Raw genomic sequence first — 23,268 nt, 5'->3', positions numbered from 1 at the left:
TCGCCAGGCTGCGGTTGACGGCAAGCTAGACGGGTGATGGTGCGCGAGTGGGATCCCCGGACCGCCCCGGCCGCCGAGATCGAGTCCTTCCTGGACGCGCTCAACGCGGTTTTCGCGGCCGACCTACCGGAGGACCCCCTGTGGGAGAACGGCATGCTCCGGGAGTACCTCTGCGAGGTGATGCCCGGCGAACGCCGCATCTCCTGGATCGCCCAGGACGAGCCTTCGGCCGACGGGCAGCCGGGCCGCATCCTCGGGCACACCCACGTACTCCTGTTGGGTGACATCGGCGTGCTGGAGGTGATGGTGCACCCGGCGGCCCGGCGCAGCGGGCTCGGGCGCAAGCTGATCGCCACGGCCGCCCGGCGGACCTACCAGGAGGGCTTCCGGTCGATGGGCGTCGAGGTCATCGGCGACACGCCCGCGGTCGGGTTCTACGAGGCCCTCGGTTTCGTCCGGGAGTACGAGGAGGACCGCAGCGTGCTGCGGCTCGGCACGGTCGACTGGGTCGCGCTCGGCGAGATGGCCCAGGGAATCGGTCCCGGATACCGTCTGGAGTTCTGCCCCGGCGGGCCGCCGGACGAGTTGATCGAGGCGTACGCCATGGCGAAGGCCGAGACGCGCGACATTGACGACGGTGACCTGGATCTGCGCCCCAGTTCGCACGATCCGCAGCGCCTGCGGGACAGCCTGAACTGTCTGCACCGGCGCGGCATGAAGCCGTACATCGTGCTCGCGATCGAGGAGAAGACCGGCCTGGTCGCCGGACTCACCGAGGTCGTGGTGCCGGCCCAGCATCCGACCCGGGCCGACCAGTGGGACACCATCGTCGGCCAGGAACACCAGGGCTACGGAATCGACCGGGCGATGAAGGCCCGGATGCTCTTCGAGCTGCGTTCGGTCGAGCCGAAGCTCTCCGAGGTGCAGACCTGGAACGCCCGGACCAACGAGGCGATGCGGGCCGTCAACGCCGACCTCGGCTTCCAGGCCGACCGGGAGTGGTACGAGTACGGCGTCGACGTGGCCGAGCTGGTGCACCGGCTGGACGCCGGCAGCTGAGGAACGCGGCGGGGCGGACCGGGGTCGGCCGGCCCCGGCACCCCCGGTCGGTCAGTAGCGGTCGCGGAGCATCCGGGCCGCCTCGACGGCCCAGTAGGTGAGGATGATCTGGGCACCCGCCCGGCGGATCGAGGTCAGCGTCTCCAGTACCGCCCGGTCCCGGTCGATCCAGCCGTTGGCCGCGGCGGCCTCGACCATCGCGTACTCGCCGGAGATCTGGTAGGCGGCGACCGGCACGTCCACCTCGGCCCGGACCGCGGCGAGCACGTCGAGGTAGGGCAGGGCCGGCTTCACCATCACCAGGTCGGCGCCCTCGGCGACGTCGAGGCGTACCTCCCGGAGCGACTCGCGCAGGTTGGCCGGGTCCTGCTGGTAGGTGCGGCGGTCGCCCTGCAACGACGACTCCACCGCGTCCCGGAACGGGCCGTAGAACGAGGAGGAGTACTTCACCGCGTACGCCAGGATGCTGGTGTCGGTGTGTCCGGCGGCGTCCAGCGCGCGCCGGATCACCCCGACCTGGCCGTCCATCATCCCGGACGGCCCGACCACGTGCGCGCCGGCCTCGGCCTGCGCCACCCCCAGCTCGGCGTACGCGGCCAGGGTGGCGTCGTTGTCGACGCTGCCGTCCGGGGCGAGCAGCCCGCAGTGCCCGTGCGAGGTGAACTCGTCCAGGCAGAGGTCGCTCATCACCACCGTGGCGTCGCCGACCTCGGCGATCACGTCCCGGATCGCCACGTTGAGGATGCCGTCCGGGTCGATGCCGCCGGAACCGGTCTCGTCCTTCTCCGCCGGGATCCCGAAGAGCATGATCCCGCCGACGCCCGCGTGCACCGCCTCGGCCGCCGCCTTGCGCAGCGACTCCCGGGAGTGCTGCACGACGCCCGGCATCGAGGCGATCGGCCTCGGCTCGGCCAGCCCCTCCTTGACGAACATCGGCAGCACCAGCTCCGCCGGGGCGAGCCGGGTCTCCTCGACCAGCCGGCGGATCGCCGGGGACCGCCGCAACCGGCGCGGACGGATCTCTGGGTACGACATGACCACTCCTCACGACCGACCGGCCGACACTCGACCCGGCGTCTGCCGGGCCGCCCGGGCCGCCGACGGCCCTAGGACCGATGGTGCCTGAAAGACCTAGCGGGCTTCACATCCGATGGTGCTACAGAAATCCGACAGAGATTACCGGAACCGCAGCGCCGTCGGGCCCTGGACCTTGGAACCCCGGCGCTGCTTGGCCGGCATCGCGGCCAGCTTCTCCCGCAGCTCCACCGCGTACGACGCCAGCGCCTCCACCAGGTCCGGCACTGAGGCGTGCGCCGGCTGGGCGTCCACCCGCAGGCCGAACTCGGTGGCGGTCTCCGCCGTCTTCGGGCCGATCACCGCGACCACGGTCCGGGCGTGCGGCTTGCCGGCGATGCCGACCAGGTTGCGCACGGTGGAAGAAGAGGTGAAGAGCACCGCGTCGAAGCCGCCCGACTTGATCGCGTCGCGGATCTCGGCCGGCGGCGGGGCCGCCCGCACCGTCCGGTACGCGGTCACGTCGTCGACCTCCCAGCCGCGCTCGGTCAGCCCGGCCGCCAGCGTCTCGGTGGCGATGTCGGCACGGGGCAGCAGTACCCGGCCGACCGGGTCGAGGATCTCGTCGTGCGGCGAGAACTCGGCGAGCAGCCCCTCCGAGGACTGCTCCCCGGACGGGATCAGCTCCGGCTGGATGCCGAACGCGCGTACCGCCTCGGCGGTCGGCTCACCGATGCAGGCGATCTTGACGCCGCCGAAGTGCCGGGCGTCGAGACCGTGCTCGGCGAACTTCTCCCAGACCGCCCGGACCGCGTTCACCGAGGTGAAGATCACCCAGGCGTACCTGCCGTCGACCAGGCCCTTGACCGCCCGCTCCATCTGGGCCGGGGTACGCGGCGGCTCGACCGCGATGGTCGGCACCTCGCACGGGATGGCGCCGTACTCACGCAGTCGGGCGCTCATCACCCCGGCCTGCTCCTTGGTGCGCGGGACGAGCACCTTCCAGCCGTACAGCGGGCGGTTCTCCCACCAGCTCAGCTTGTCCCGGTGCGGCACACCGGCACCCAGGGTGAGCACGACCCGGCCGGTGAAGCCGAGCGCGGCGGCGACGAAGCTGTCCACCGTCGAGGTGGTGGTGTACTGCGTCTCCCCGGTGCCGTCCCCGGTCACCGCGACCGCGGTGGAGCCGTCCACCCCGACCGCGAGCAGCCCGTCCCGGACCGCGGCGAGGTCACCGGCGTCCACCGCCAGCGCGAGCGAGCCTCGGTTGACCGCCGCCGCGAGCGCCTCGAAGTCCATCGCCGTGACGTCGTCGACGTCGGCGGCGGTGCGTACCCCGTGCAGCGGTACCCCGGCGTAGGTGGCCACCCCCTCGGCCTGGCCGACCCCCGGCACCACCTCGAAGTGCACGGCGGTACGCGCCACCGCCTGCACCTCCTTGACCACCGAGTCGTGCCCGAACGGGTCACCGGCGACCAGGTGCACGGCGGAGAGGCCGGACCGGGCGGCCGACAGCAGCACCTTGGCCACGTCGCCCGGCGCCCCCTCGGCGGGGGTGAACTGGGCGTCCTCCCTGGCCTCGGCCTTGACGGCCGTGAGCAGGGCCTCGGGCACGCTGCGGTCGTATACCACCTGGTCGGCGTCGACCAGGGCGTCGTGCGCCCGGCGGGTCAGCAGGCCGGGGTCGCCGGGTCCGGCCCCGACGAACGCGATGCGGCCTGCGGGCTTACGGGTGCCGATCATTCTGTAGCTCCAAAATGCTGGGTCCTCGCGCCGGATTCCTTGGGCGCCCCGAGGATCGAGTCGGCGCCGAGGTCGAGGAGTTCGGCGGCGAGTGCCTTTCCGATCTCCGTCGCCTCGGCGGGCGTACCGGTGCGGGACAGCCGGATGTCACGGGTGCCGTCCGGACTGATCACCGCCCCGCGCAGGTAGATCTCCTCGCCGTCGTCGCCCTCGGCGACTTCGGCGTACCCGGCGACCGGTGCACTGCACCCGGCCTCCAGGGTGGCCAGAAATGCCCGTTCCGCGGTGACCGCGGCCCGGGTTGGGGCGTGGTCGAGCGCACCGAGCAGCTCGACCAGTTCCGAGTCGTCGACCCGGCACTCGACCGCCAGCGCACCCTGGGCGGGGGCCGGCAGCATCAGCATCGGGTCGAGGGTTTCGCTGATCTCCTCGGCCCGGCCCAGCCGGGCCAGTCCGGCCCGGGCCAGCACCACCGCGTCGAGATCCGCCTCGGCGCCGCGCACCCGGCCCACCCGGGTGTCCACGTTGCCGCGGATCGGCACCACCGTGAGCTGGAGCCCGAGCGCGTGCAGCTGGGCGATCCGGCGCAGCGCGCCGGTGCCGACGGTGGCGCCGGGTGGCAGCTCGGCGAGGGTACGCCCGTCCTTGGCGACCAGCGCGTCGCGCGGGTCCTCCCGGGGCGGTACCGCCGCGATGTGCAGCCCGGTCTCGACGGCGGTCGGCAGGTCCTTGTACGAGTGGACCGCGAAGTCGATCTCTCCGGCGAGCAGCGCGTCCCGCAGCGCCGAGACGAAGACCCCGACGCCCAGCCGGTGCACCGGGGCGTTGGACCGGTCGCCGGCCGTGACGACCTCGACCAGCTCCACCTGCCGGCCGGTCGCCGCCGTCACCGCCTCGGCCACCGTCCGGGACTGGGCGAGGGCGAGGGCGCTCCCCCGGGTACCGAGCCGCAGCGCGGTCATGCCGGCACCTCGATCCGCTCGGCGAGGTCGGCCCACCCCGGGTCACCGGTCCGGCCGGCGCCGGCCTGAACCTCGGTCATCGTTCTCCTCCGGATTGCTGTCGGGGCACCGGTGCACGCAGGGCCGGGCCGGCGTCCAGGTCGGCCTGCCCGCCGACGGCCGGCAGGTCGCCGAGACCGGGCAGGCCGGCGAGACCGGTCAACCGGTTGCCGGCCGGTACCCCGGCCAGCTCGGCGGCGGCCAGTTCCGGCACGGTGTCCGCCTGTGAGGTGACCGGCACCTCGAGGTCGAAGAGTTCCCGGAGCAGGGCGGCGTACTGGTCGCCGCCGGGCTCGGCGGCGAGTTGCCGGACCCGTACCGTCGGCGAGTGCAGCAGCCGCTGCACCACCCGGTGCACCGTGTGGCTCACGTCGGCGCGCTGGTCGTCGGTGAGGTCCGGCCGGCGCTGGGCGAGCCGGCGCAGCTCGGCGGTGACCACCTCGTCGGCCCGGGCCCGCAGCGCGGCCACGGTCGGCGCGACGTCGGCACCGCGCAGCCAGGTGAGGAACGCCTCGACCTCGGAGCCGACGATCTGGGTGACGGCGGCGGTGTCGGCGGCGGCCGGGCCGATCGGCTGGGCCGCGGCGAGCCCGTCGATGTCGATCACCACCGTGCCGGGCAGCTCGGCGATCGCCGGCTCGATGTCCCGGGGGACGGCGAGGTCGAGCAGTACCAGCGGATCGGGGCGGTCGGCCGCGCGTTCCCGCAGCGCCCTGGCCACCGTCTCGCGGGTGAGGACCGGCTCGATCGACGCGGTGGCGGCGACTACTATGTCCACTGTGGAAAGGGCGGTCGGGAGTTCGGCGATCGGCACCGCCGAGGCACCGTACGCCTCGGCCAGCCGCAGCGCCCGGTCGTGGCCCCGGTTGCTGATCCCCACCGGGCCGGCGCCCAGCCGGGAGAGCGTGGCCACGGCCAGCGCGCCCATCGAGCCGGCCCCGACCACCAGCACCGGGCGACCCTCGACGCTGCCGCCGAAGTGGGTGGCGGCCAGGTCGAGCGCGGCGCTGACCACGCTCTGCCCGGCCCGGTCGATGTCGGTCTCGGCGTGCGCCCGCTTCCCCACCCGGAGGGCCTGCTGCATCAGCTCGTGCAGCAGCCGGCCGGGCGCCTCGGCCTCGCTCGCGGCATGGTAGGCGTCGCGGAGCTGGCCGAGGATCTGCGCCTCGCCGACCACCATCGAGTCCAGCCCGGCGGCGACCCGGAAGGCGTGCTCCACCGCCGCGCCGTCGTAGTGCACGTAGAGGTGGTTGGCCAGTTCGGCCGGGGCGGAGCCGGCGTGCCCGGCCAGTACGGTGCAGATGTCCCCCAGCCCGCCGTGGAAGCCGGTGACGGCGGCGTAGACCTCGACCCGGTTGCAGGTCGAGACGACGACCGCCTCGCCGACGTACGGCTGGGCGAGCAGCCGGGCGAGGATCTCCGGCAGCTCGGTGTTGGCCACGGCCAGCCGCTCCAGGATCGCGACCGGCGCGGTGCGGTGCGATGCACCGACGACGAGCAGGTTCATGAGCCGACCGCCTCCGCGTTCGTCGACCGGAGTGTCCCGGTGGGCGCTGCCTCGGTGGTGCCGGTGGCGGCGAGCCCGCCGGGCAGGGCCGTCAGCCCCGTCGTGGCGGTGCCGCCCAGGGTGGTGCCGTTCGCCGTGCCGAGCGCTGCGGCCGGACCGGTGCTCGCCGGCAACCCGGTCAGCGCCGCCTTGCGGTGCTCGTGGAAGGAGAGGATCTGCAGCTCGATGGCGAGGTCGACCTTGCGGACGTCGACGCCGTCCGGCACCGCCAGCACGCACGGGGCGAAGTTGAGGATGCTGGTCACCCCGGCCGCGACCAGTTGGTCGGCGACGCTCTGCGCGGCGGTGGCCGGGGTGGCGATCACACCGATCGCGATGCTCTCCTCGGCGGCCACCTGCGGCAGCTCGTCGATGTGCCGGACGACCAGCCCGTTGATCACCTCGCCGAGCCGGGCCGGGTCGGCGTCGAAGAGCGCCGCGATCCGGAAGCCACGGCCGGCGAAGCCCGCGTAGCCGGCGAGGGCGTGACCGAGATTACCCACACCGACCAGGGCCACCGCCCGGCACTGGGTGAGCCCGAGCACGAACTCGATCTGGTCGATCAACAGGGCGACGTCGTAGCCCACGCCCCGGGTGCCGTACGACCCGAGCTGTGAGAGGTCCTTGCGCAGCTTCGCCGAGTTGACCCCGGCCGCCGTCGCCAGCTCCTCGCTGGAGACCGTGTCGTTGCCGGACTCGGCGAGATTGTGCAGGGCACGGAGGTATTCGGGGAGCCGGGCGACCGTCGCCTCAGGGAGATCCGGAAGCGCCGGCACCGCACCGGCGCGGCCGGGCGTGCCTACGGGGCGGTGCTGATTCATGCGACTCCGTGCCGTGCGATCTTCGACCAGCCGGACCGGCGGGTCGTTCCGGGGCACCCGCTGGCGACCGCTGTGACCGGCTGTGCTAGCAGGGCTCGTCGGAGTAACAGAGTAGGCGCTTGTGAAGACACGCACAAATCGCGATCTTGATAGACCGCGATAACGCCTCACCTGGGCCTCCACTTACAAGATCAGTTCGCGACCCAACCGGAGCCGTCACGGCGATTATTACCTAAGTCCGACTTATCTGACCAACTCGCCACTACCACGCCGGCCGATCGACCGGCTCTTTCGGCCGATCCAGCAATCACGATGCGCCGCGGATTTCCTGACGTCCACCATTACATTCGGCGCCAAACCGTCGCGGCCCCCGCGCATTCCCGGCTGCCGGCCTTCCGGACCGGCCCGCGAGCGGCGCGGCACCCTCCCGGACCGGCACCGCCGCCGGACCGACCCGGCCCACCCGGTGGGCGCGGATTTCCCGCCCGGGTGGCGCGGGTTTCCCGCCCCAGTGGCGCGCGGATTTCCCGGTCGGGTCGCGCGCGGATTTCCCGGTCAGGTGGGGACAGCCCTACCGTGAAGAGGCCAGCCGATGGGATGGGGACCGACCGCAGCGATGCCTAGCGTCGAGAACATGACCACGACCACCGCCACCAGCGTGGCCGTCGGCGCCGAGCCCGGCGCCGGCCGCAGCGTGCTCCGCCAACTCGCCATCGACTCCGGCTACGTGTTCCTCGGCCTCCCCCTCGCGCTGGCGAGCTTCGTCGTGCTCGTCGCCGGGACCGCGCTCAGTGCCGGACTGGCGGTGACGGTGACCGGACTGCCGATCCTGGCCGGCACCCTCTACGCTGCCCGGGGCTTCGCCGACATCGAACGGCTGCGGATGCCGGCGGTGCTGCGGCAACCCCGGGTACGCCCCAACTACCGCACCGCCGAGCCCGGGGCCAGCATGTGGCGACGGATCTTCGTACCCATCGCCGACGCCCAGTCCTGGCTCGACCTCGCGCACGGCTGGGTCCGGCTGATCGTGGCGCTCGGCACCTTCGTGATCACCGCGGTCTGGTGGCTCGGCGCGATCGGCGGCTCGCTCTACTGGGCGTACGACTGGGCGATCCCGCAGGGCCCGAACGACGAGGGCCTGCACGAGCTGCTCGGGCTGGGCGACAGCGCCGCCGCCCGGATCGGACTGAACACCGCCCTCGGGGTCTTCTTCCTGATCACCCTGCCGCTGGTGGTCCGGGGCTGTGCGCTGATGCAGGCCGGGCTCGGCCGCGCGCTGCTGACCGGGGTGGCGGAGATGCGCAACCGGATCACCGTGCTGGAGGAGCAGAAGCGGGCTGCCGTCTCGGCCGAGGCCACCGCGCTGCGCAAGCTGGAGCGGGACATCCACGACGGGCCGCAGCAGCGGCTGGTCCGGCTGGCCATGGACCTGAGCCGGGCCCAGCAGCAGCTCGACTCGGACCCGGAGGCGGCCCGGCAGACCCTCGGCGAGGCGCTCGCGCAGACCCGGGACACCCTCGCCGAACTGCGGGCACTCTCCCGGGGGATCGCCCCGCCGATCCTGGTCGACCGGGGCCTGCCCAGCGCCCTGGCGGCGCTCGCCGGGCGCGGGCTGATCCCGGTCGAACTCGCCGTCGACCCCCGGCTCGGCACCCCGGACGGCCGGCCCGGCCCGGCGATCGAGTCGACCGCGTACTTCGTGGTGGCCGAGGCGCTGACCAACGTCGCCAAGCACAGCCGGGCCACCGAGTGCTGGTTGACGGTGACCCGGGAGGAGCGGGCGCTGCGGATCGTGGTGATCGACGACGGCGAGGGCGGCGCGCACCTCTCCAAGGGGCACGGCCTGGCCGGGCTCGCCGACCGGGTACGTGCCAACGACGGCACCCTGACCGTGCTCAGCCCGCCCGGTGGGCCGACCGAGATCCGGGCCGAGCTGCCGTGCTGAGCCACTCCGACGCCCCGGCCGGCACCGCACCGACCTCCCCGGAAGTTGACCGGATGGGACGGGAACACCCGTCCGACGGGCCGGCAGTGGTAGACAACAACATCATGCGCGTAGTGATCGCCGATGACGCCGTTCTCCTCCGGGAGGGTCTGGTACGCCTGCTGACCGAGCACGGCCACGAGGTGGTGGCCGCGGTCGGCGACGGTACGACCCTGGTCGAGGCCATCGTCACGCACCGCCCCGACGTCTCGATCGTGGACGTCCGGATGCCGCCCTCGCACACCGACGAGGGACTGCGGGCGGCGGTGGAGGCCCGGCAGCGGGTACCGCGGACCCCGATCCTGGTCCTCTCCCAGTACGTCGAGGTGTCGTACGCCGACGACCTGCTCGCCACCGTCAAGCCCAGCGGCGGCGTCGGCGGCGGTGGGATCGGCTACCTGCTCAAGGACCGGGTGGCGGCGATCGACGAGTTCCTCGACGCCGTGAACCGGGTCGCCGGCGGCGGCACGGTGCTCGACCCGGAGGTGGTCGGCCAGCTCCTCGTCCGGCGCCGTCGGGACGACCCGCTGCGGGAGCTGACACCGCGCGAGCGGGAGGTGCTCGGACTGATGGCGGAGGGGCGGTCGAACACGGCCATCGCCCGGGCCCTGGTGGTCAGCGACGGCGCGGTGGAGAAGCACGTCCGGAACATCTTCACCAAGCTGCAACTGCCGCCGGACGAGGAGCAGCATCGCCGGGTCCTCGCCGTGCTCGCCTACCTGCGCGGCTGACCCGCCCGCCCGTCGCGCGGCCGGCCCGCCCGGGTGCCTGCCCGGCCGCGCGGCCGGGGCGTGCGGCCCGGATATTCAGTCCAGGCTGGCGGCGAGTTCGACGGCCTCGGTGAGCGAGTCGGCGACCGGCCAGCCGGCGGCGCGCAGCCGGGCCGAATCGGTGAACCCGCCGCTGTAGAGGACACAGCGGGCGCCCACCGAGTCGGCCGCCTCGGCGTCGTCGATCGAGTCGCCGATCAGCACCGCCGAACTCCCCTCGACACCGGACTCCGCCAGGTGCCGGGCCAGGTGCCGGGCCTTGCGGTCACCGCCGACGGTGCCGCGCAGCCCGTCGACCCGGCGGAACACGGCGGTCAGCCCGTACCGGTCGACCGCCGGCACCAGCTCGTCGTGGAACCACATCGACAGCAGCGACTGGGTACCGGTCCAGGTCTTGATCGCGGTGGTGGCGTCGGCGGCCAGCTCGCAACTGGCCAGCCCGACCCGGTACGCCTCGTGGAAGAGCTGGTCCAGCCGGCTGAACTCCTCGGCGTCCACGGCCCGGCCGAGCACCTCGGCGTAGTAGTCCGCGATCGGCCGCCGGAACTGCGTACGGTGCTCCTCGGCGGTCACCTCGGGTCCGCCGGCTCCGACCAGCGCCACGTTGGTGGCGGCGACGACCAGGGTCAGGTCGTCGAGCAGGGTGCCGTTCCAGTCCCAGACGAGGTGCTCGCGCATCCGAGCACGATACGCGGCACCGCCGACGGTTCGGCCGGTGCCACCTCGGTCAGCCGCGCGGTGCGGTCAGGTCGCGGAGCAGGCGCTCCTCCTCGACCCGCCAGTAGCCGTGCTCGCGGCCGTCGAGCAGCACCACCGGCAGCCGGTCGCCGTACTCGCGCTCCAGCTCCAGGTCACCGGTGACGTCCAGCTCGGTCCAGCGGTCTCCGGTCACCGCCACCACCCGGTCGACGGCCTCCCTGGCAACCTCGCAGAGGTGGCAGCCGGGCCGGGTGATCAAGGTCAGCCGTGGCTCACTCGTCGTCACTCGCGCCCCTCGTGCCGGATCACCGATCTGCGTACCCGGCCGATCGCGGAGAGCGGCAGGGACCCGACGAACTCTATCCTGCTCGGGCACTTGAACCGGGCCAGGCTACCGGCGCAGTGCGCGGCCAGCTCGGCGGCGGAGACCTCGCTCTCCGGTGCCCGCACGACGTACGCGGTGACCGCCTCCCCGGCCAGCGGGTCCGGCCTGCCGAACACCACCGACTCGACCACCTCCGGATGCGCGCCGAGCACCCGTTCGACCTCCTGCGGATAGACGTTGAAGCCGTTGACCAGGATCAGTTCGCCGAGCCGGTCCACCAGGAAGAGGTCACCGCCCGCGTCGGCGTACGCCACGTCGCCGGTCCGCCACCAGCCGTCGGCGTCCGGGCCGCCGTGCCCGTCCGGCCAGTAGCCGGAGAAGAGGTTGGCGCCCCGGACCACGATCTCGCCGGGATCGGTGCCGGGCGAGGAGAGGTCGAGGTCGGGCTCGTCCGGGTCGTCCCCGCCGTCGGCCGGCTCGACGGCGGAGCCGTCCCGCCACAGCTCCTCCCCGTCGGCGGCGACGAGCCTCAGCTCGACGCCGGGGATCGGCCGACCGATCGAGTTCGGCTTCGCCTCCGGGCCGGAGAGTGTGGTGGTGAGCACCGGAGCGGTCTCGGTGAGGCCGTAGCCGACCTGGATCCGCCGGCCGGTCGCCTCGGCGAACCGGGTCGCGCCGCCGACCGCCAGCGGGGCGGCACCGCAGATCGCGACCCGCACCGAGGCCATCGCGGTGCGCAGCGCCGAGCCGGCCGGCACCCCGGCCGCCGCCGGGGCGTCCGGCAGCATCGCCCAGCCGAGGAACATCGACGGTACGCCGACCAGCACGCTCACCCGGTGCCGGGCGACCACCTCCAGTACGGCGGCCGCGTCGAACCGATCGACCAGCACCCCGCACGCCCCGTGGTACGCCACCGCGCCCAGCCCCGCGTTCAGCCCGTACGCGTGGAAGAGCGGCAGGGCCAGCAGCACCCGGTCGTCCGGCCCGACCACCGGCGGGGAGATCCGGCCGACCTGCTCGTGGTTGGCGAGCAGCGCCCGGTGCGACAGCATCGCGCCCTTCGGCTCGCCGGTGGTGCCGGAGGTGTAGAGGAGTACGGCCACCGCCTCCGGGTCCGTCCGGATCGGCCGGTCGGCCGGGTCGCCTTCGGACGCCGACACCACCTTTTCCTCGGGCGCCGGCCCGGTCAGGCTCGACAGTGCGGTGTGCAGTTCGGTCAGTGCCGGCAACTCGGCCCGGACCCCGTCGACGGCCGCGCCGACCTGCTCGGTGCAGATCAGGATGCTCGCCGCCGAGTCGGCCAGGATGTGTCGCAGCTCCGGGCCGGTCAGCGCCGGGTTCACCGGTACCGCGACCAGCCCGGCCCGCTGGGTGCCGAAGAACGCCACCGCGAAGTCGGGCGAGTTGGCCAGGGCGATGGCGACCCGGGCCGGGTGCCCGTCGGTCGGCGCGCCGGCCCGGCGGCGGAGCGCAGCGGCGACCCGGTCGACGGCACTGTCCAGTTCGGCCCAGCTCAGCGCGGCGTCGGTCCAGAGCAGCGCGGGCTCGTCGGGGCGGCTCGCGGCGGCCAGGCGTACCCGGTCGGCCAGGGTGGCCGCGGCTGGCTCGGCGGGGGTGTCCGGTCCATCCTGCACGGTCGCTGAGTCTGGCACAGCGCCGGGCGCGACGCGCGCTCCGACCGCCGGCTCGTCCAGCGGTCGCACAACCGGCCATCCCGGACCGGTACGCCCGGATCGGTACGCCCGGTGGACACGGATCGGTGGAACTTTCCCTCGACGTGGAACTTCTCTCGACTTCGCCCCGGGTCCCGAGGTAAGTTCCAGCAGGCCGTAACGGGTTTCGGATATCGACGCCCCCGTGCGGTGAACAGCTTCTAACACGTTCGCGACGGCGCGCCCAAGGCCCGTCGCGCACTGGCGTGTCTGCACGTTTCCCCTGCTCAGGGCCCTTGATACCGCACTGTCAGGCATCTGACAACGCACAAGCTGTGCGCCCCGTTCGGGTGGCTTGGCGGAAATACTTTGGCTCTGTGTAACGGACTTGCCGCACATGGGTGACGTTGGCCCTATCATCACTCGGGTCGGCTCACCCCTTTTGCCGTGAGTCGACACCCCTCAGCCCGAGGAGGCCGCCGTGCCTGTGAGAGCACTGCACCAGCAGCTGTGGGGCGTGTGCCGTCGTACGGCGCACCCCGGAACTGCCGTGCCGGATCGCGCCGACCCCGGCGCGGGTACGGCCCCCATCGCGGCCCGGTTCCGGCGACCGGTCCCGCGGCCTCGGCCGGCCGGGGAGGTCCAGTGAGCACATACGGATACGTCGACGGAGCATCCGGCGGCGGGCCACGGAACACCCGCCTCGCCCTCACCCAGGGCCTCGACCGGCTCCGCGCGTCCATGGACGACATGCTGAGCCTGGCGGTACGCGGCGACGGGGGCTCGAAGCGGATCCGGAACCGTCCACATCCGAACGAGACGCCGACCCGGCACAACAACCCGGGCGGCAACGCGCGGCCGGTCGGCGGCCGGGTGGCCAGTCCGGCCCGGCCGGCGATGCCCGCCCAGCCGGGTACGGCGGCACCGCCCGCCCGCCCCGAGGCGCCGGAGACCGAGACGGCGATCCTGCCGGTGGTGCCGGCGACCGAGACCTCGACCGGTTCGGGCGGCGGTACGCCGACCGGTTATCCGGACCGCCCGGACCCGTCGGACCCGGCCCGGGAGGTCTGGGCGCTGGTGGAACGGGCCCAGGCCGGTGAGCCGGAGGCGTTCGGCCTGATCTACGACCGGTACGTCGACACGGTCTTCCGGTTCGTCTACTTCCGGGTCGGCAACCGGCAGCTCGCCGAGGACCTCACCTCGGACACCTTCCTACGGGCGCTGAAACGGATTGGCAGCTTCACCTGGCAGGGCCGTGACCTGGGTGCCTGGCTGGTGACGATCGCCCGGAACCTGGTCGCGGACCATTTCAAGTCCGGCCGCTACCGCCTGGAAGTTACTACGGGTGACGTTCTGGATGCGGACCGCGAGGATCGGGGTCCGGAGGGGAGCCCGGAGGCGGCCGTCGTCGAGCACATCACCAACGTCGCCCTGCTGACCGCCGTCAAGCAACTCAACCCCGAGCAGCAGGAATGCATCGTTCTGCGATTCCTACAGGGTTTCTCCGTGGCGGAGACCGCCCAGGCGATGGGGAAGAACGAGGGCGCGATCAAGGCCCTTCAATACCGCGCGGTGCGGGCGCTGGCCCGGTTGCTGCCGGACGGATTCCGTCCGTGAAGCGCTCCCAGAGCCAGCGCCGACGCTCCGTGACTCCGCTCACTCTTCGTAGTATTTCCCGCCGCCGGGCCGTAACCGGTCGCCCCCGCCGACCGTTTGTCCGGGTGCGACCGGTGGTTGGCCTCAGATCCCGCCGACCGGTCGGTCGGAGAACGGATCGGACCCCGGGCACCGTGGCCCGATCCTGAGGTCAGCCACCGTCGTACCCGGACGGCGAGACGACGCCGACCGCAGCATCGCGACCAGCGAAGGGAGGTGTCGGCGGTGAGTTGGAAGACCTTCTACCGCCAACGCGCCGAGCGCTTCGCGCAGCTGCTCGACGAGGCCAACGGAGGCCGTCGCCACCACGTCCGGTCCCGCCTCGACGACGACCTGGCGCAGCCCCTGGCCATCGGCGAACGACTCCGCGACGTCCAGTCCACCGTCGAGGTCGACCCCGACTTCCGGGCCGGCCTGCGCGCCATGCTCGTCGCCACCGCCGAGCGGGAGGGAATCGGCGCGACCGCCACCGACGACGCCATCGTCGACGGCGGTGGTCAACCCGCCACCCGCCGGACCGGTCAGCCCGCGTTCCGGGGCCCACGCACCCGGGCCCGGGCCCGGGGAGCCGTCGTCATCGGGGTCGCCGTCGGCGCGATCGCCGTCTCCGGAATGTCCGCCGCCAGCGAGAACGCCGTACCCGGTGACGCGCTCTACGGCATGAAGCGGCACACCGAACGCGCCCAGCTCGCCCTGGCCAGCTCCGACCTGAGTCGCGGGCAGCTCTTCCTCGACTTCGCGCGTACCCGGCTCGCCGAGGCGGTCGCGGTCGGCGGCCAGAACTTCGGCTTCTCCGCCGTCCTGGAGGACATGGACGCCGACACCCGACAGGGTGTCAAGCTGCTGACCAGCGCGGCGGTGCAGCGCCAGGACCCGTCGGCGCTGGACGCCGTGGACACCTTCGTGCGCGAGCAGCGACCGCAGGTCGCCCGCCTCTTCGAGGACACCACCCGGGCCACCCGCAGCCGGGCCAACGACTCGCTGAAACTCCTCGACGACGTACAGACCCGCTCCGAGAGCCTCCGGGCCGCGCTGATCTGCCGGGTCGGTGCGATCGGCCGGGCCGACTCGATCGGTCCACTGCCCCGGACCTGCCCGTCCGGCCGTGGCCCGATCGGTACCCCGGTGGAGCCGCCCCCCTCGGCGGCCGAGGGCGACGGCGGCAGCCGTACCCCGGAGGAGGAGGCGCCGCGTGCCCCGGACCGGAGTACGGCACCCCGGCCACCCGCCGCGACGCCCAGCCCCGAGCAGCCACCGGCGGTACGGGACCGCAGCACCACCGAACCCGTACACCGAGTCGGCGGCTGACCCTCCCGCACCGGCCCGTACGTCGGCCGCTGCCCCGGACTCCGGGTGCGCCCCCGCCGATCCGGCTACCCTCGCTGTGTACGCGTAGCGAGGAGGTTCCCGCGTGGCCCGGGCGCGCAAGGTGACGGTCAGCACCGACGACCACGGTCACACCGCCGGCTGGGCCGAGGCGGGACCGGACGCCCCACCGGCGGAGCCGGCCCGGACCGATCCCGACGCCGCCGCCTTCTTCGACGTGGACAACACGGTGATGCAGGGCGCCTCCATCTACTGGTTCGCCCGTGGCCTGGCGGCCCGGAACTACCTCACCACCGGCGACCTGGCCCGGTTCGCCTGGCAACAGCTCCGGTTCCGGGTACTCGCCGTCGAGCACGCCGGCAGCATGTCCCGGGTCAAGGAGGCGGCGCTGGCCTTCGTGGCCGGCTGGCGGGTCGAGGACGTCGAGCGGCTCACCGCGGAGATCTTCGACGAGTTGATGGCGCCCCGGATCTGGGCCGGCACCCGGGCCCTGGCCCAGCAGCACCTCGACGCCGGCCAGCGGGTCTGGCTGGTCACCGCCGCACCGGTGGAGATCGGCCGGATCATCGCGGCCCGGCTCGGCCTGACCGGCGCGATCGGCACCGTCGCCGAGATCCGCGACGGCGCCTACACCGGGCGGCTGGTCGGCGACCTGATGCACGGGCCGGCCAAGGCGGACGCGGTGGTGCAGCTCGCCACCGTGGAGGGGCTGGACCTGGCGCGCTGCGCCGCGTACAGCGACTCCGCCAACGACCTGCCGATGCTCTCCGCCGTCGGTCGGGCGGTGGCGATCAACCCGGACGGCACGCTGCTGCGGCACGCCCGCGAGCACGGTTGGTCGGTGCACGACTTCCGGACCGGGCGGAAGGCGGCCCGGATCGCCGTACCCTCGACCGTCGCCGCCGGGCTGGTGGCCGGCGCCGTGACGGCGGGGCTGGCGATGCGTCGCCGGCTGGCCCGGTGACCGGCCCGGCGTCCGGGGCGCGGCTCAGGGTCCGAACGGGTCGGGACGCTTCTCCAGCAACTCGTGCAGGGTCTGCTGGATGGTCTCGCGGACCTGGTCGGCGAGGTTGAAGACCACCAGCGGATCGTCGGCGGAGTCGACCAGGTGCTCGGTGGGGATCGGCGGGCAGAACTGGATCAGCCACTTGCTGGGCAGCGGCACCGCGCCGAGCGGGCCGAGCCACGGGAAGGTCGGCGTCACCGGAAAGTACGGCAGCTTGAGCAGCCGGGCCAGCGGCTTGATGTCGGCGAGCATCGGGTACGTCTCCTCGGCCCCGACGATCGCCACCGGCACGATCGGGGTACCGGTGCGGAGGGCGGCGGAGACGAAGCCGCCCCGGCCGAACCGTTGCAGCTTGTAGCGGTCCGCGTAGAGCTTGCCGACGCCCTTGAAGCCCTCGGGGAAGACGCCGACGAGTTCACCCCGGCCGAGCAGCCGCTCCGCGTCCGAGTTGCAGGCGACGGTGCCGCCGGTCTTGCGGACCAGCTCGGAGACGACCGGCATCCGGAAGACCAGGTCGGCGCCGAGCAGCCGCAGGTAGCGGTGCTTCGGGTGCCGGTCGTGCAGCACGGCGGCCAGCACCAGCGCGTCCATCGCGACCGTGCCGGAGTGGTTGCCGACCACCAGTCCGGCGCCGTCGACCGGCAGGTGGTGCACGCCGGAGACCTCGGTGCGGAACCAGTCGCGGTAGAGCCGGCGCAGCACCGGATAGAAGACCTGGTCGGTCAGCTCGGGGTCGAAGCCGAACTCGTCGACCTCGTACTGCCCGGAGAGGCGTCGGCGCAGGAAGGCCAGCCCGGCGGCGACCCGCCGGTCCCAGACGTCGCCGGACTCGTCCGGTACGGGCGGCCCGGGCCGGTGCCCGTTGCGCCGCGCCGGCCGGTCCAGCTCCGTGCCGTCCGCCTCCGGGGGTACGCCGTACCGCCGGCCGGCCGTGCTCTCCGGATCGTGCTGCACCCCTGCGGCCTCCCCGTTTCCGGTGCCGTTACGCCGGTCGTCCGCGCTGCCGTCGCCGGTCATCGTCCGCCCCGCTCGGCCGGTCCGGCACCGTCGGCCGCGTCGAGCTGGGCGATCCGGTCCCGGACCGTGGCCCGGGTCTGCCGGATGCCGTCAATGATCGCCTGCTCGGCCCGACGGAGCTGCTCCGGCCCGAGCACCGTCCCCTCCCGGTGGCTCGCGATGAACTCCTCGAAGGCGGCGGCGGTCGACCTCGGGGTGAAGCCGAACTCCGTGCTGAGCCTGGTGGTGTCGACCACCCGGCCGTGCACGAACAGGTCGACCTGGTCCAGGCCGTAGCGGGCGAAGCCGAGCACCCGGGCGAGCCCGGCCGCGCCGGAGAGCCCCGGCTCCACCACCGGCAGGGCGACCCGGCCGGCCCGGCGGATCGCCTGGGAGAGCGCCAGCACTCCCGGCCCGGCGACGTTGTAGGTCCCCGGGTGCTCCTCCACCACCGACCGGTGCAGCACCTCCAGTACGTCGTCGAAGTGCACGAACTGGAGCCTCGGGTCCCGCCCGAGCACGGTCGGCACCACGGGCTGGGCGAAGTACCGGGTCAGCGTGGTGTTCGCCATCGAGCCGATGAACGGCGCGAAGCGCAGCACGGTGGCGGTCACGTCGGGGCGGCGCCGCCGGAAGCCGCGGACGTACCCCTCGATGTCGAGGATGTCCCGGGCGAAGCCGCCGCGCGGCACGGCCCGGGGCTCGGTGTCCTCGGTGAAGACCGCCGGGTCCCGGAACGACGCCCCGTAGGCGGCGGTCGACGACCGGACGACCAGCTTGCGCAGCCGGGGCGCCCGCTGGGCGGCGGCGAGCAGCTGCATCGTGCCGATGACGTTCTGCTCCTTCATCGCCGCCCGGCCGCCCTGCTGTGGGTCGGCGGCCGTGACCAGCGCCAGGTGCACGACGGCGTCGGCGTCCAGCTCCTCGACGATGCTGCTCACCGCGCCGGCGTCGGCGCGGACCCGCTCGACGCCGTCGAGCAGCCCGGCGATCTCGGGCGCAGGCTCGTGCACGTCGAGACCGACGACCCGGGCGATCCGGTCGTCGGCGACCAGCCGCGCCGCCACGTGGGCGCCGAGGAACCTGCTGACCCCGGTCACCACGACGACCCCCGGCGCACCGGGGGTGCTACCGGGGGTCACCTCGCGCTCCGCGCGGGACGACCCGGGCCGGACCCGGACCGCCGCGACGTCGTCACGTGGGCCTCCGAAGGTCGACAGTCTGGACGGCTCACCGCCGGCCGGGCAGGCGCCCGGCCGGGGTCACTTGCCGAGACGGCGACGCTGGACGCGGGTCTTGCGCAGCAGCTTGCGGTGCTTCTTCTTGGCCATGCGCTTGCGGCGCTTCTTGACCACCGAGCCCATACGACAGCCCTTCTGATGCGACGTGCTGATCGGACCGGCCCCACCCGGAGGTGCGGCCGGTTACCGAGCTGGACAACGGACCGGGCCGGCACTACGGGCTCGCACCCATATCGGCACGTGGCCACGGTCGCGGTCCAGACTAGCCCTCGGCCGTCAGCCGGGCCAAAGCGCCCCCACGGGGAACCGCCCGACCCCCGTGCGGAACCGCCCGGAACGCTCCGGAACCGTCGCGACATCACGGCTGCGCCGTCAGGCGGTCTCCTGGAAGGCACCGCGCAGGTAGTCGTGCACGGCGTGCTCCGGCACCCGGAACGACCGCCCGACCCGCACGGCGGTCAGCTCGCCGGAGTGCACCAGCCGGTAGACCGTCATCTTCGAGACCCGCATCAGCGTCGCCACCTCGGCGACGGTCAGAAACCTGACCTCCGGCATTCGGCTGTCCGGCTGTGGTGATCCTGCCATGGCTCACCAACCCATCCCAATCCCCGGCGCGTGCCGCCCGACGGGATGCTTCCGCGCGGCAGCTACGCGCGTGTTACCAGTACGGTAACGGGGCGGCTGTGACCGGCGCGATCCCTTCGGGCAATTGATCATCACTGGCTCGCCGGTCGACGCCTGGGAACGAGTCATCCGTGCTCATTCGGCGCGAAGGGCGATCACCGGGTCCAACCGCCCGGCCCGCTGCGCCGGTACCACCCCGAAGATGATCCCGACCGCCGCCGAGACGCCGAACGAGAGCGCCAGCGACCACCAGGTGACCACCGCCGGTACCGGGGAGAGGGCGGCCACCAGCAGCGCGGCGCCCACCCCGAGCGCCATCCCGAGCACCCCGCCGAGCGCGGTCAGCAGTACCGCCTCCAGCAGGAACTGGACCCCGATGTCCCGGGGCCGGGCGCCGACCGCCTTGCGCAGGCCGATCTCCCGGGTCCGCTCGCGTACCGAGACCAGCATGATGTTGGAGACCCCCACGCCGCCGACCAGCAGCGAGATGCCGGCGATCGCGGCCAGCACCCCGGTCAGCACGCCGAGGATGTCGCCGAGTACGCCGAGGATCTGCTCCTGGGTCACCGCGCTGAACTCGGTGTCGGGATGCCGTCGGGTCAGTTCGGCGACCACCCGGGCACCGAGGTCGTCGATCTCCTCCCGGTCCGGCGCCTTGATCGCGATCCCGTCGATCCGCTGGGTGCCGTAGAGCCGGTGCGCGGCGGTGACCGGGATGTGCACCTCGTCGTCCCGGTCCACCCCGAGGCTCTGGCCGAGCGGGGCGAAGACCCCGATCACCCGGAACCGTACGCCGGCGATCGCGACCTGCTGCCCGACCGGCTCCCGGTCGCCGAAGAGGGTACCGGCGACCGTGGACCCGAGCACCGCGACCCGGCGACTGGTGTCCACATCGGACGCCGTGAGGTAGCCGCCCCGGTCGAGTTCCCGGACGAAGACCTCCGGCGTGGTTTCGAGTACCCCCTGCACGGTGGTGAACGCCGAGCGGGTGCCGGCGCGTACCGTCTCGCCGGAGGTGACCGTGACCGCCACCCGGCGCGGGTCGCCGACCACCCGGTTGACCGCCTCGACGTCGGCGAGGGAGAGCCGGGAGACCGCCGGTGCCGCCCCGAAGTCGAGCCGGCCGGGCACCACGACCAGCAGGTTGGAGCCGAGCCCCTCGACCTGCTGCTCCACCTCCCGCTTGGCGCCGGTGCCGATGGCGACCAGCACCACCACGGCGGCCACCCCGATCACCACCCCGAGCATGGTGAGCATGCTGCGCAGCCGGTTCGCCCGCAGGGCGTCCAGCGCGACCCGCCACGCCTCGGCGATCCTCACGAGCCGCTCCCCGATCCGGGGGCGGTGGCCCCACCGGTCCCGGCCGGGGCGTCCGCCGCACCGCGGCGTCCGGTGGCTTCGGTGGCGCCACCGAAGCCACCGAACGGGTGCCCCGAGTCGCTTCCGGACGCTCGTCGGGGCTCCGCGCTGGGAGCGGGATCTACTATCTCAGGCCCGCGCCGCGCCGCCGGCACGGCCGTCGGGGTATCCGCCTCCGCCGCCGGTGGTACGGGCGTCGCCGGTTCCGGCTCCCCCGCCGACGTCAGCACCCGGCCGTCGCGCATCGTGATCTGCCGGTGCGCCCGCTCGGCGACCTCCCGGTCGTGGGTGACCAGCACCAGCGCCACCCCGTCGGAGGCGTTCAGCTCCTCCAGCAGGGTCAGCACGGACTCGCCGGTGGCGCTGTCCAGGTTGCCGGTCGGCTCGTCGGCGAGCAGCAGTACCGGGTCGGTGACCAGGGCACGGGCGATCGCCACCCGCTGCTGCTCGCCGCCGGAGAGCTGGTTGGGCCGGTGCTCCAGCCGGTGCCCGAGGCCGACCCGGCCCAGCATCGCCGCCGCCAGCTCCCGCCGCCGCCGGCCGCCGATGCCCCGGTAGACCAGCGGCAGCGCCACGTTGTCGAGCGCGGAGGTCCGGGGCAGCAGGTGGAACGACTGGAAGACGAAGCCGATGGTCTCGTTGCGCAGTGTGGCGAGTTCCCCGGCGTCCAGCGTGGCGACGTCCCGGCCGCCGATCACCAGCCGGCCGGCGGTGGGCCGGTCCAGGCCGCCGAGCAGGTGCATCAGGGTCGACTTGCCCGACCCGGACGGCCCGACGACCGCCAGGTAGTCACCGGCCGCGATGGTCAGCGAGACGCCGCGCAGCGCGGCCACCGAGACCCCGCCCAGCTCGTACGTCCGGACCAGGTCCACCGCCTCGACCGCCACCCCGGACCGCCGGGCCGCCCCGCCGGCTGGCGCATCACCGGCTGACGGGGCGCCGGCTGGCATAGCGCCGGCTCTCGGAGCGCCGGAGCCACCCGTCGGCGAGCCGGTCAACGTACCCGCTCGCCGGGGCGCACCTGGTCGCCGCCGCTGACCACCACCTGCTGGCCCGGCTGCACCCCGCTGACGATCTGCACCAGATCCTGGCCCTGCACCCCGACCGTCACCGGTACCTGCTCGGCGATCCCGTCCTCGACCACCCAGACCGCGTCCCGTCCCTGGTCCGAGTGGAGCGCCGCCGCCGGTACGGTCACCGCGCCGGCCGCCTCGCGGACCCGGAGCCGGACCACGGCGCTCATACCGGGGCGCGGTGCCGGCGCGGCCCGCCCGTCGGCGAAGCGCCCGGAGCCGAGCGAGAGCCGTACCCGGTACGTGACGCCACCCCGGGCCGACGCGGTCGGCAGTACGTCGACCGAGCGGACCCGGGCCGGATATTCCGCCCCGGTCGCGGCGTCCAGCTCCACGCTCGCCGGCACCCCCTGGCCGACCAGCAGCACGTCGGTCTCGTCGACCTCGGCGACCAGGCCGAGGTCGGTCAGGTCCACCACGGTCAGGATCGGGGTACCCGCGCTCACCCGGCCGCCGACCGGCACCGTGCCGTCGACTCCGGCCACCGGCGCGGCCGGGGCGCCACCGCCGAGCGCACCGGCCGGGTCGACCCCGGCGGGCGCACCGAGCCCACCGGTCACGCCCAGCAGCCCGGCGAGCGCCTCGGCCGAACCCGGGGCAGCCGGCGACGCCGCACCGCCGAGCTGCACCACCCCGCCGATCGGCGCCCGCAGCACCAGCGCGTCGACGGTCGCCTTCGCCAGGTCGTACGCCTGCTCGGCCTGGAGACGCTGGGCGGCCGAGAGGGCCCGTACCGCCGAGTTCAGCCCGGCGACGCCGCGCTGGACGGCGCGTACCGCCGTGCTGGCCGTCTCGGCCGCCGCCTCGTACTGCCGCTCCGCGACCCGGACCTGGGCGAGCAGCGCGGCCCGCGCGCCCGGGTCGGTGAGCTTGTCGGCGGCGTCCCGGGCCGCCCGGAACGCCTGATCCGCCGCCCGGTCGGTGCCGCGACGCAACCGGGCCAAATCGGCCCCGCCGCCGACGCCCCGCCCGGCGCTCCGGGCCGCGTCGAGGGCCCGGCGGGCCTTGGCGAGCCGGTCCCGGGCCGAGGGCGAGTGGATGACCGCGAGCACCCGGCCGGCCCTGACCTGGGCACCGGGTCTGACCCGCAACTCGGCCAGGGTGCCGTCGGCGGGGGCGCTCAGGGTCGCCGCCGCCCGCGCGGTGACGCTGGCCGGCGCGTCGACCAGTTCGGCGACGTCGGCCCGCTCCACACTGGCCAGCCCGACCTGCTCGTCGGACTCACAGGAGGCCGCGGAGAGGCCGAACAGGACGGTGGCGGCGACGAGGGTGGCGGAGATGACGGGGCGACGGGGCCGCGGTGCTGCGGACAGGCGCGGCGGAGAGGCGCGACGCACGCCGCCATGGTACGAGCTACCGCCGCCCCCCGCCGG

General features: G+C 73.7%; 19 protein-coding genes and 2 pseudogenes. 6 read left to right on the top strand and 15 right to left on the bottom strand.

What is annotated here, in order from left to right; translation table 11 throughout:
• Positions 1–36 precede the first annotated feature (36 nt).
• The gene (locus C6361_RS11810; protein ID WP_107267769.1) at positions 37–1,059 is read left to right on the top strand and encodes a GNAT family N-acetyltransferase; all 1,023 of its coding nucleotides are present in this window, start codon (positions 37–39) and stop codon (positions 1,057–1,059) included.
• A gap of 51 nt (positions 1,060–1,110) precedes the next feature.
• Here the strand turns inward: C6361_RS11810 and hemB are convergent, their stop codons facing one another.
• From hemB to C6361_RS11785, 5 genes and pseudogenes are all read right to left on the bottom strand, one after another.
• Positions 1,111–2,094: a porphobilinogen synthase gene (gene hemB / locus C6361_RS11805; protein WP_107267768.1), complete on the bottom strand. Its 984-nt coding sequence runs from the start codon at positions 2,092–2,094 to the stop codon at positions 1,111–1,113.
• A gap of 141 nt (positions 2,095–2,235) precedes the next feature.
• Entirely contained in the window at positions 2,236–3,816 is a 1,581-nt protein-coding gene (locus tag C6361_RS11800; protein WP_107257660.1) for a uroporphyrinogen-III synthase, read from the bottom strand.
• On the bottom strand, positions 3,813–4,778 hold the full coding sequence (hemC, locus tag C6361_RS11795; protein WP_107257659.1) for a hydroxymethylbilane synthase: 966 nt from the start codon (positions 4,776–4,778) through the stop codon (positions 3,813–3,815). The genes C6361_RS11800 and hemC overlap by 4 nt, the downstream gene beginning before the upstream one ends.
• 226 nt (positions 4,779–5,004) lie before the next feature.
• Positions 5,005–6,324: pseudogene (locus tag C6361_RS11790) on the bottom strand (glutamyl-tRNA reductase); the annotation flags it as partial.
• A complete protein-coding gene (locus tag C6361_RS11785) occupies positions 6,321–7,184 on the bottom strand; it encodes a redox-sensing transcriptional repressor Rex (RefSeq protein ID WP_107257657.1) in 864 nt (287 codons plus the stop codon). The gene C6361_RS11785 and the pseudogene C6361_RS11790, both read right to left, overlap by 4 nt.
• Before the next feature lie 634 nt (positions 7,185–7,818).
• Here C6361_RS11785 and C6361_RS11780 point away from each other — a divergent pair.
• On the top strand, positions 7,819–9,129 hold the full coding sequence (locus C6361_RS11780) for a sensor histidine kinase (RefSeq protein WP_234359457.1): 1,311 nt from the start codon (positions 7,819–7,821) through the stop codon (positions 9,127–9,129).
• A 104-nt stretch (positions 9,130–9,233) separates the two neighbouring features.
• Positions 9,234–9,899: a response regulator transcription factor gene (locus tag C6361_RS11775; protein WP_107263776.1), complete on the top strand. Its 666-nt coding sequence runs from the start codon at positions 9,234–9,236 to the stop codon at positions 9,897–9,899.
• A gap of 75 nt (positions 9,900–9,974) precedes the next feature.
• Here the strand turns inward: C6361_RS11775 and C6361_RS11770 are convergent, their stop codons facing one another.
• The 3 genes from C6361_RS11770 to C6361_RS11760 are packed head-to-tail and all read right to left on the bottom strand — an operon-like array spanning position 9,975 to position 12,596.
• Positions 9,975–10,616 (bottom strand): HAD family hydrolase, encoded by a 642-nt coding sequence (locus C6361_RS11770; RefSeq protein ID WP_107267767.1) that lies wholly within the window; start codon positions 10,614–10,616, stop codon positions 9,975–9,977.
• A gap of 49 nt (positions 10,617–10,665) precedes the next feature.
• Positions 10,666–10,923, bottom strand: coding sequence for a glutaredoxin family protein (locus tag C6361_RS11765; RefSeq protein WP_107257654.1), 258 nt, complete (start codon positions 10,921–10,923; stop codon positions 10,666–10,668).
• On the bottom strand, positions 10,920–12,596 hold the full coding sequence (locus C6361_RS11760; protein WP_234359456.1) for an AMP-binding protein: 1,677 nt from the start codon (positions 12,594–12,596) through the stop codon (positions 10,920–10,922). The genes C6361_RS11765 and C6361_RS11760 overlap by 4 nt, the downstream gene beginning before the upstream one ends.
• 768 nt (positions 12,597–13,364) lie before the next feature.
• Here C6361_RS11760 and C6361_RS11755 point away from each other — a divergent pair.
• The 3 genes and pseudogenes from C6361_RS11755 (at position 13,365) to C6361_RS11745 (ending at position 16,560) form a co-directional block, all read left to right on the top strand.
• Positions 13,365–14,231 carry an ECF subfamily RNA polymerase sigma factor, BldN family gene (locus C6361_RS11755; protein WP_199853470.1) on the top strand — a complete coding sequence of 289 codons (867 nt, stop codon included), beginning with the start codon at positions 13,365–13,367 and terminating at the stop codon, positions 14,229–14,231.
• Positions 14,232–14,486: 255 nt separating this feature from the next.
• A pseudogene (locus tag C6361_RS11750) lies at positions 14,487–15,377 on the top strand (DUF5667 domain-containing protein); the annotation flags it as partial.
• Between the two features lie 304 nt (positions 15,378–15,681).
• Positions 15,682–16,560 (top strand): HAD family phosphatase, encoded by an 879-nt coding sequence (locus C6361_RS11745; RefSeq protein WP_107257651.1) that lies wholly within the window; start codon positions 15,682–15,684, stop codon positions 16,558–16,560.
• A 24-nt stretch (positions 16,561–16,584) separates the two neighbouring features.
• Here C6361_RS11745 and C6361_RS11740 read toward each other — a convergent pair whose 3' ends face one another.
• The 7 genes from C6361_RS11740 to C6361_RS11710 all read right to left on the bottom strand — a co-directional run bounded on the left by C6361_RS11740 (position 16,585) and on the right by C6361_RS11710 (position 23,232).
• Positions 16,585–17,619 (bottom strand): lysophospholipid acyltransferase family protein, encoded by a 1,035-nt coding sequence (locus tag C6361_RS11740; protein WP_107257650.1) that lies wholly within the window; start codon positions 17,617–17,619, stop codon positions 16,585–16,587.
• On the bottom strand, positions 17,616–18,740 hold the full coding sequence (locus tag C6361_RS11735) for an NAD-dependent epimerase/dehydratase family protein (RefSeq protein ID WP_107267764.1): 1,125 nt from the start codon (positions 18,738–18,740) through the stop codon (positions 17,616–17,618). The genes C6361_RS11740 and C6361_RS11735 overlap by 4 nt, the downstream gene beginning before the upstream one ends.
• 120 nt (positions 18,741–18,860) lie before the next feature.
• Complete coding sequence (locus tag C6361_RS11730) at positions 18,861–18,962, bottom strand: 30S ribosomal protein bS22 (protein WP_007465623.1); 102 nt, start codon at positions 18,960–18,962, stop codon at positions 18,861–18,863.
• A 249-nt stretch (positions 18,963–19,211) separates the two neighbouring features.
• Entirely contained in the window at positions 19,212–19,424 is a 213-nt protein-coding gene (locus tag C6361_RS11725; RefSeq protein ID WP_101369425.1) for a helix-turn-helix domain-containing protein, read from the bottom strand.
• A gap of 174 nt (positions 19,425–19,598) precedes the next feature.
• Positions 19,599–20,783, bottom strand: a complete 1,185-nt coding sequence (locus C6361_RS11720; RefSeq protein ID WP_107257648.1) for an ABC transporter permease — start codon at positions 20,781–20,783, stop codon at positions 19,599–19,601.
• Positions 20,780–21,709, bottom strand: coding sequence for an ABC transporter ATP-binding protein (locus C6361_RS11715; protein ID WP_107257647.1), 930 nt, complete (start codon positions 21,707–21,709; stop codon positions 20,780–20,782). The genes C6361_RS11720 and C6361_RS11715 overlap by 4 nt, the downstream gene beginning before the upstream one ends.
• Before the next feature lie 107 nt (positions 21,710–21,816).
• A complete protein-coding gene (locus C6361_RS11710; RefSeq protein WP_107267762.1) occupies positions 21,817–23,232 on the bottom strand; it encodes an efflux RND transporter periplasmic adaptor subunit in 1,416 nt (471 codons plus the stop codon).
• Positions 23,233–23,268 lie beyond the last annotated feature (36 nt).

The sequence above is a fragment of the Plantactinospora sp. BC1 genome (assembly GCF_003030345.1).
Lineage (GTDB): Bacteria > Actinomycetota > Actinomycetes > Mycobacteriales > Micromonosporaceae > Plantactinospora.
This window is presented reverse-complemented; position numbering and strand designations above follow the sequence as displayed.

Bases quoted from the DNA above. Each gene is read 5' to 3' on its own strand.
- C6361_RS11810 (WP_107267769.1), top strand. From the start codon at position 37: ATGGTGCGCGAGTGGGATCCCCGGACCGCCCCGGCCGCCGAGATCGAG.
- hemB (WP_107267768.1), bottom strand. From the start codon at position 2,094: ATGTCGTACCCAGAGATCCGTCCGCGCCGGTTGCGGCGGTCCCCGGCG.
- C6361_RS11800 (WP_107257660.1), bottom strand. From the start codon at position 3,816: ATGATCGGCACCCGTAAGCCCGCAGGCCGCATCGCGTTCGTCGGGGCC.
- hemC (WP_107257659.1), bottom strand. From the start codon at position 4,778: ATGACCGCGCTGCGGCTCGGTACCCGGGGGAGCGCCCTCGCCCTCGCC.
- C6361_RS11785 (WP_107257657.1), bottom strand. From the start codon at position 7,184: ATGAATCAGCACCGCCCCGTAGGCACGCCCGGCCGCGCCGGTGCGGTG.
- C6361_RS11780 (WP_234359457.1), top strand. From the start codon at position 7,819: ATGACCACGACCACCGCCACCAGCGTGGCCGTCGGCGCCGAGCCCGGC.
- C6361_RS11775 (WP_107263776.1), top strand. From the start codon at position 9,234: ATGCGCGTAGTGATCGCCGATGACGCCGTTCTCCTCCGGGAGGGTCTG.
- C6361_RS11770 (WP_107267767.1), bottom strand. From the start codon at position 10,616: ATGCGCGAGCACCTCGTCTGGGACTGGAACGGCACCCTGCTCGACGAC.
- C6361_RS11755 (WP_199853470.1), top strand. From the start codon at position 13,365: ATGCTGAGCCTGGCGGTACGCGGCGACGGGGGCTCGAAGCGGATCCGG.
- C6361_RS11740 (WP_107257650.1), bottom strand. From the start codon at position 17,619: ATGACCGGCGACGGCAGCGCGGACGACCGGCGTAACGGCACCGGAAAC.
- C6361_RS11730 (WP_007465623.1), bottom strand. From the start codon at position 18,962: ATGGGCTCGGTGGTCAAGAAGCGCCGCAAGCGCATGGCCAAGAAGAAG.
- C6361_RS11725 (WP_101369425.1), bottom strand. From the start codon at position 19,424: ATGGCAGGATCACCACAGCCGGACAGCCGAATGCCGGAGGTCAGGTTT.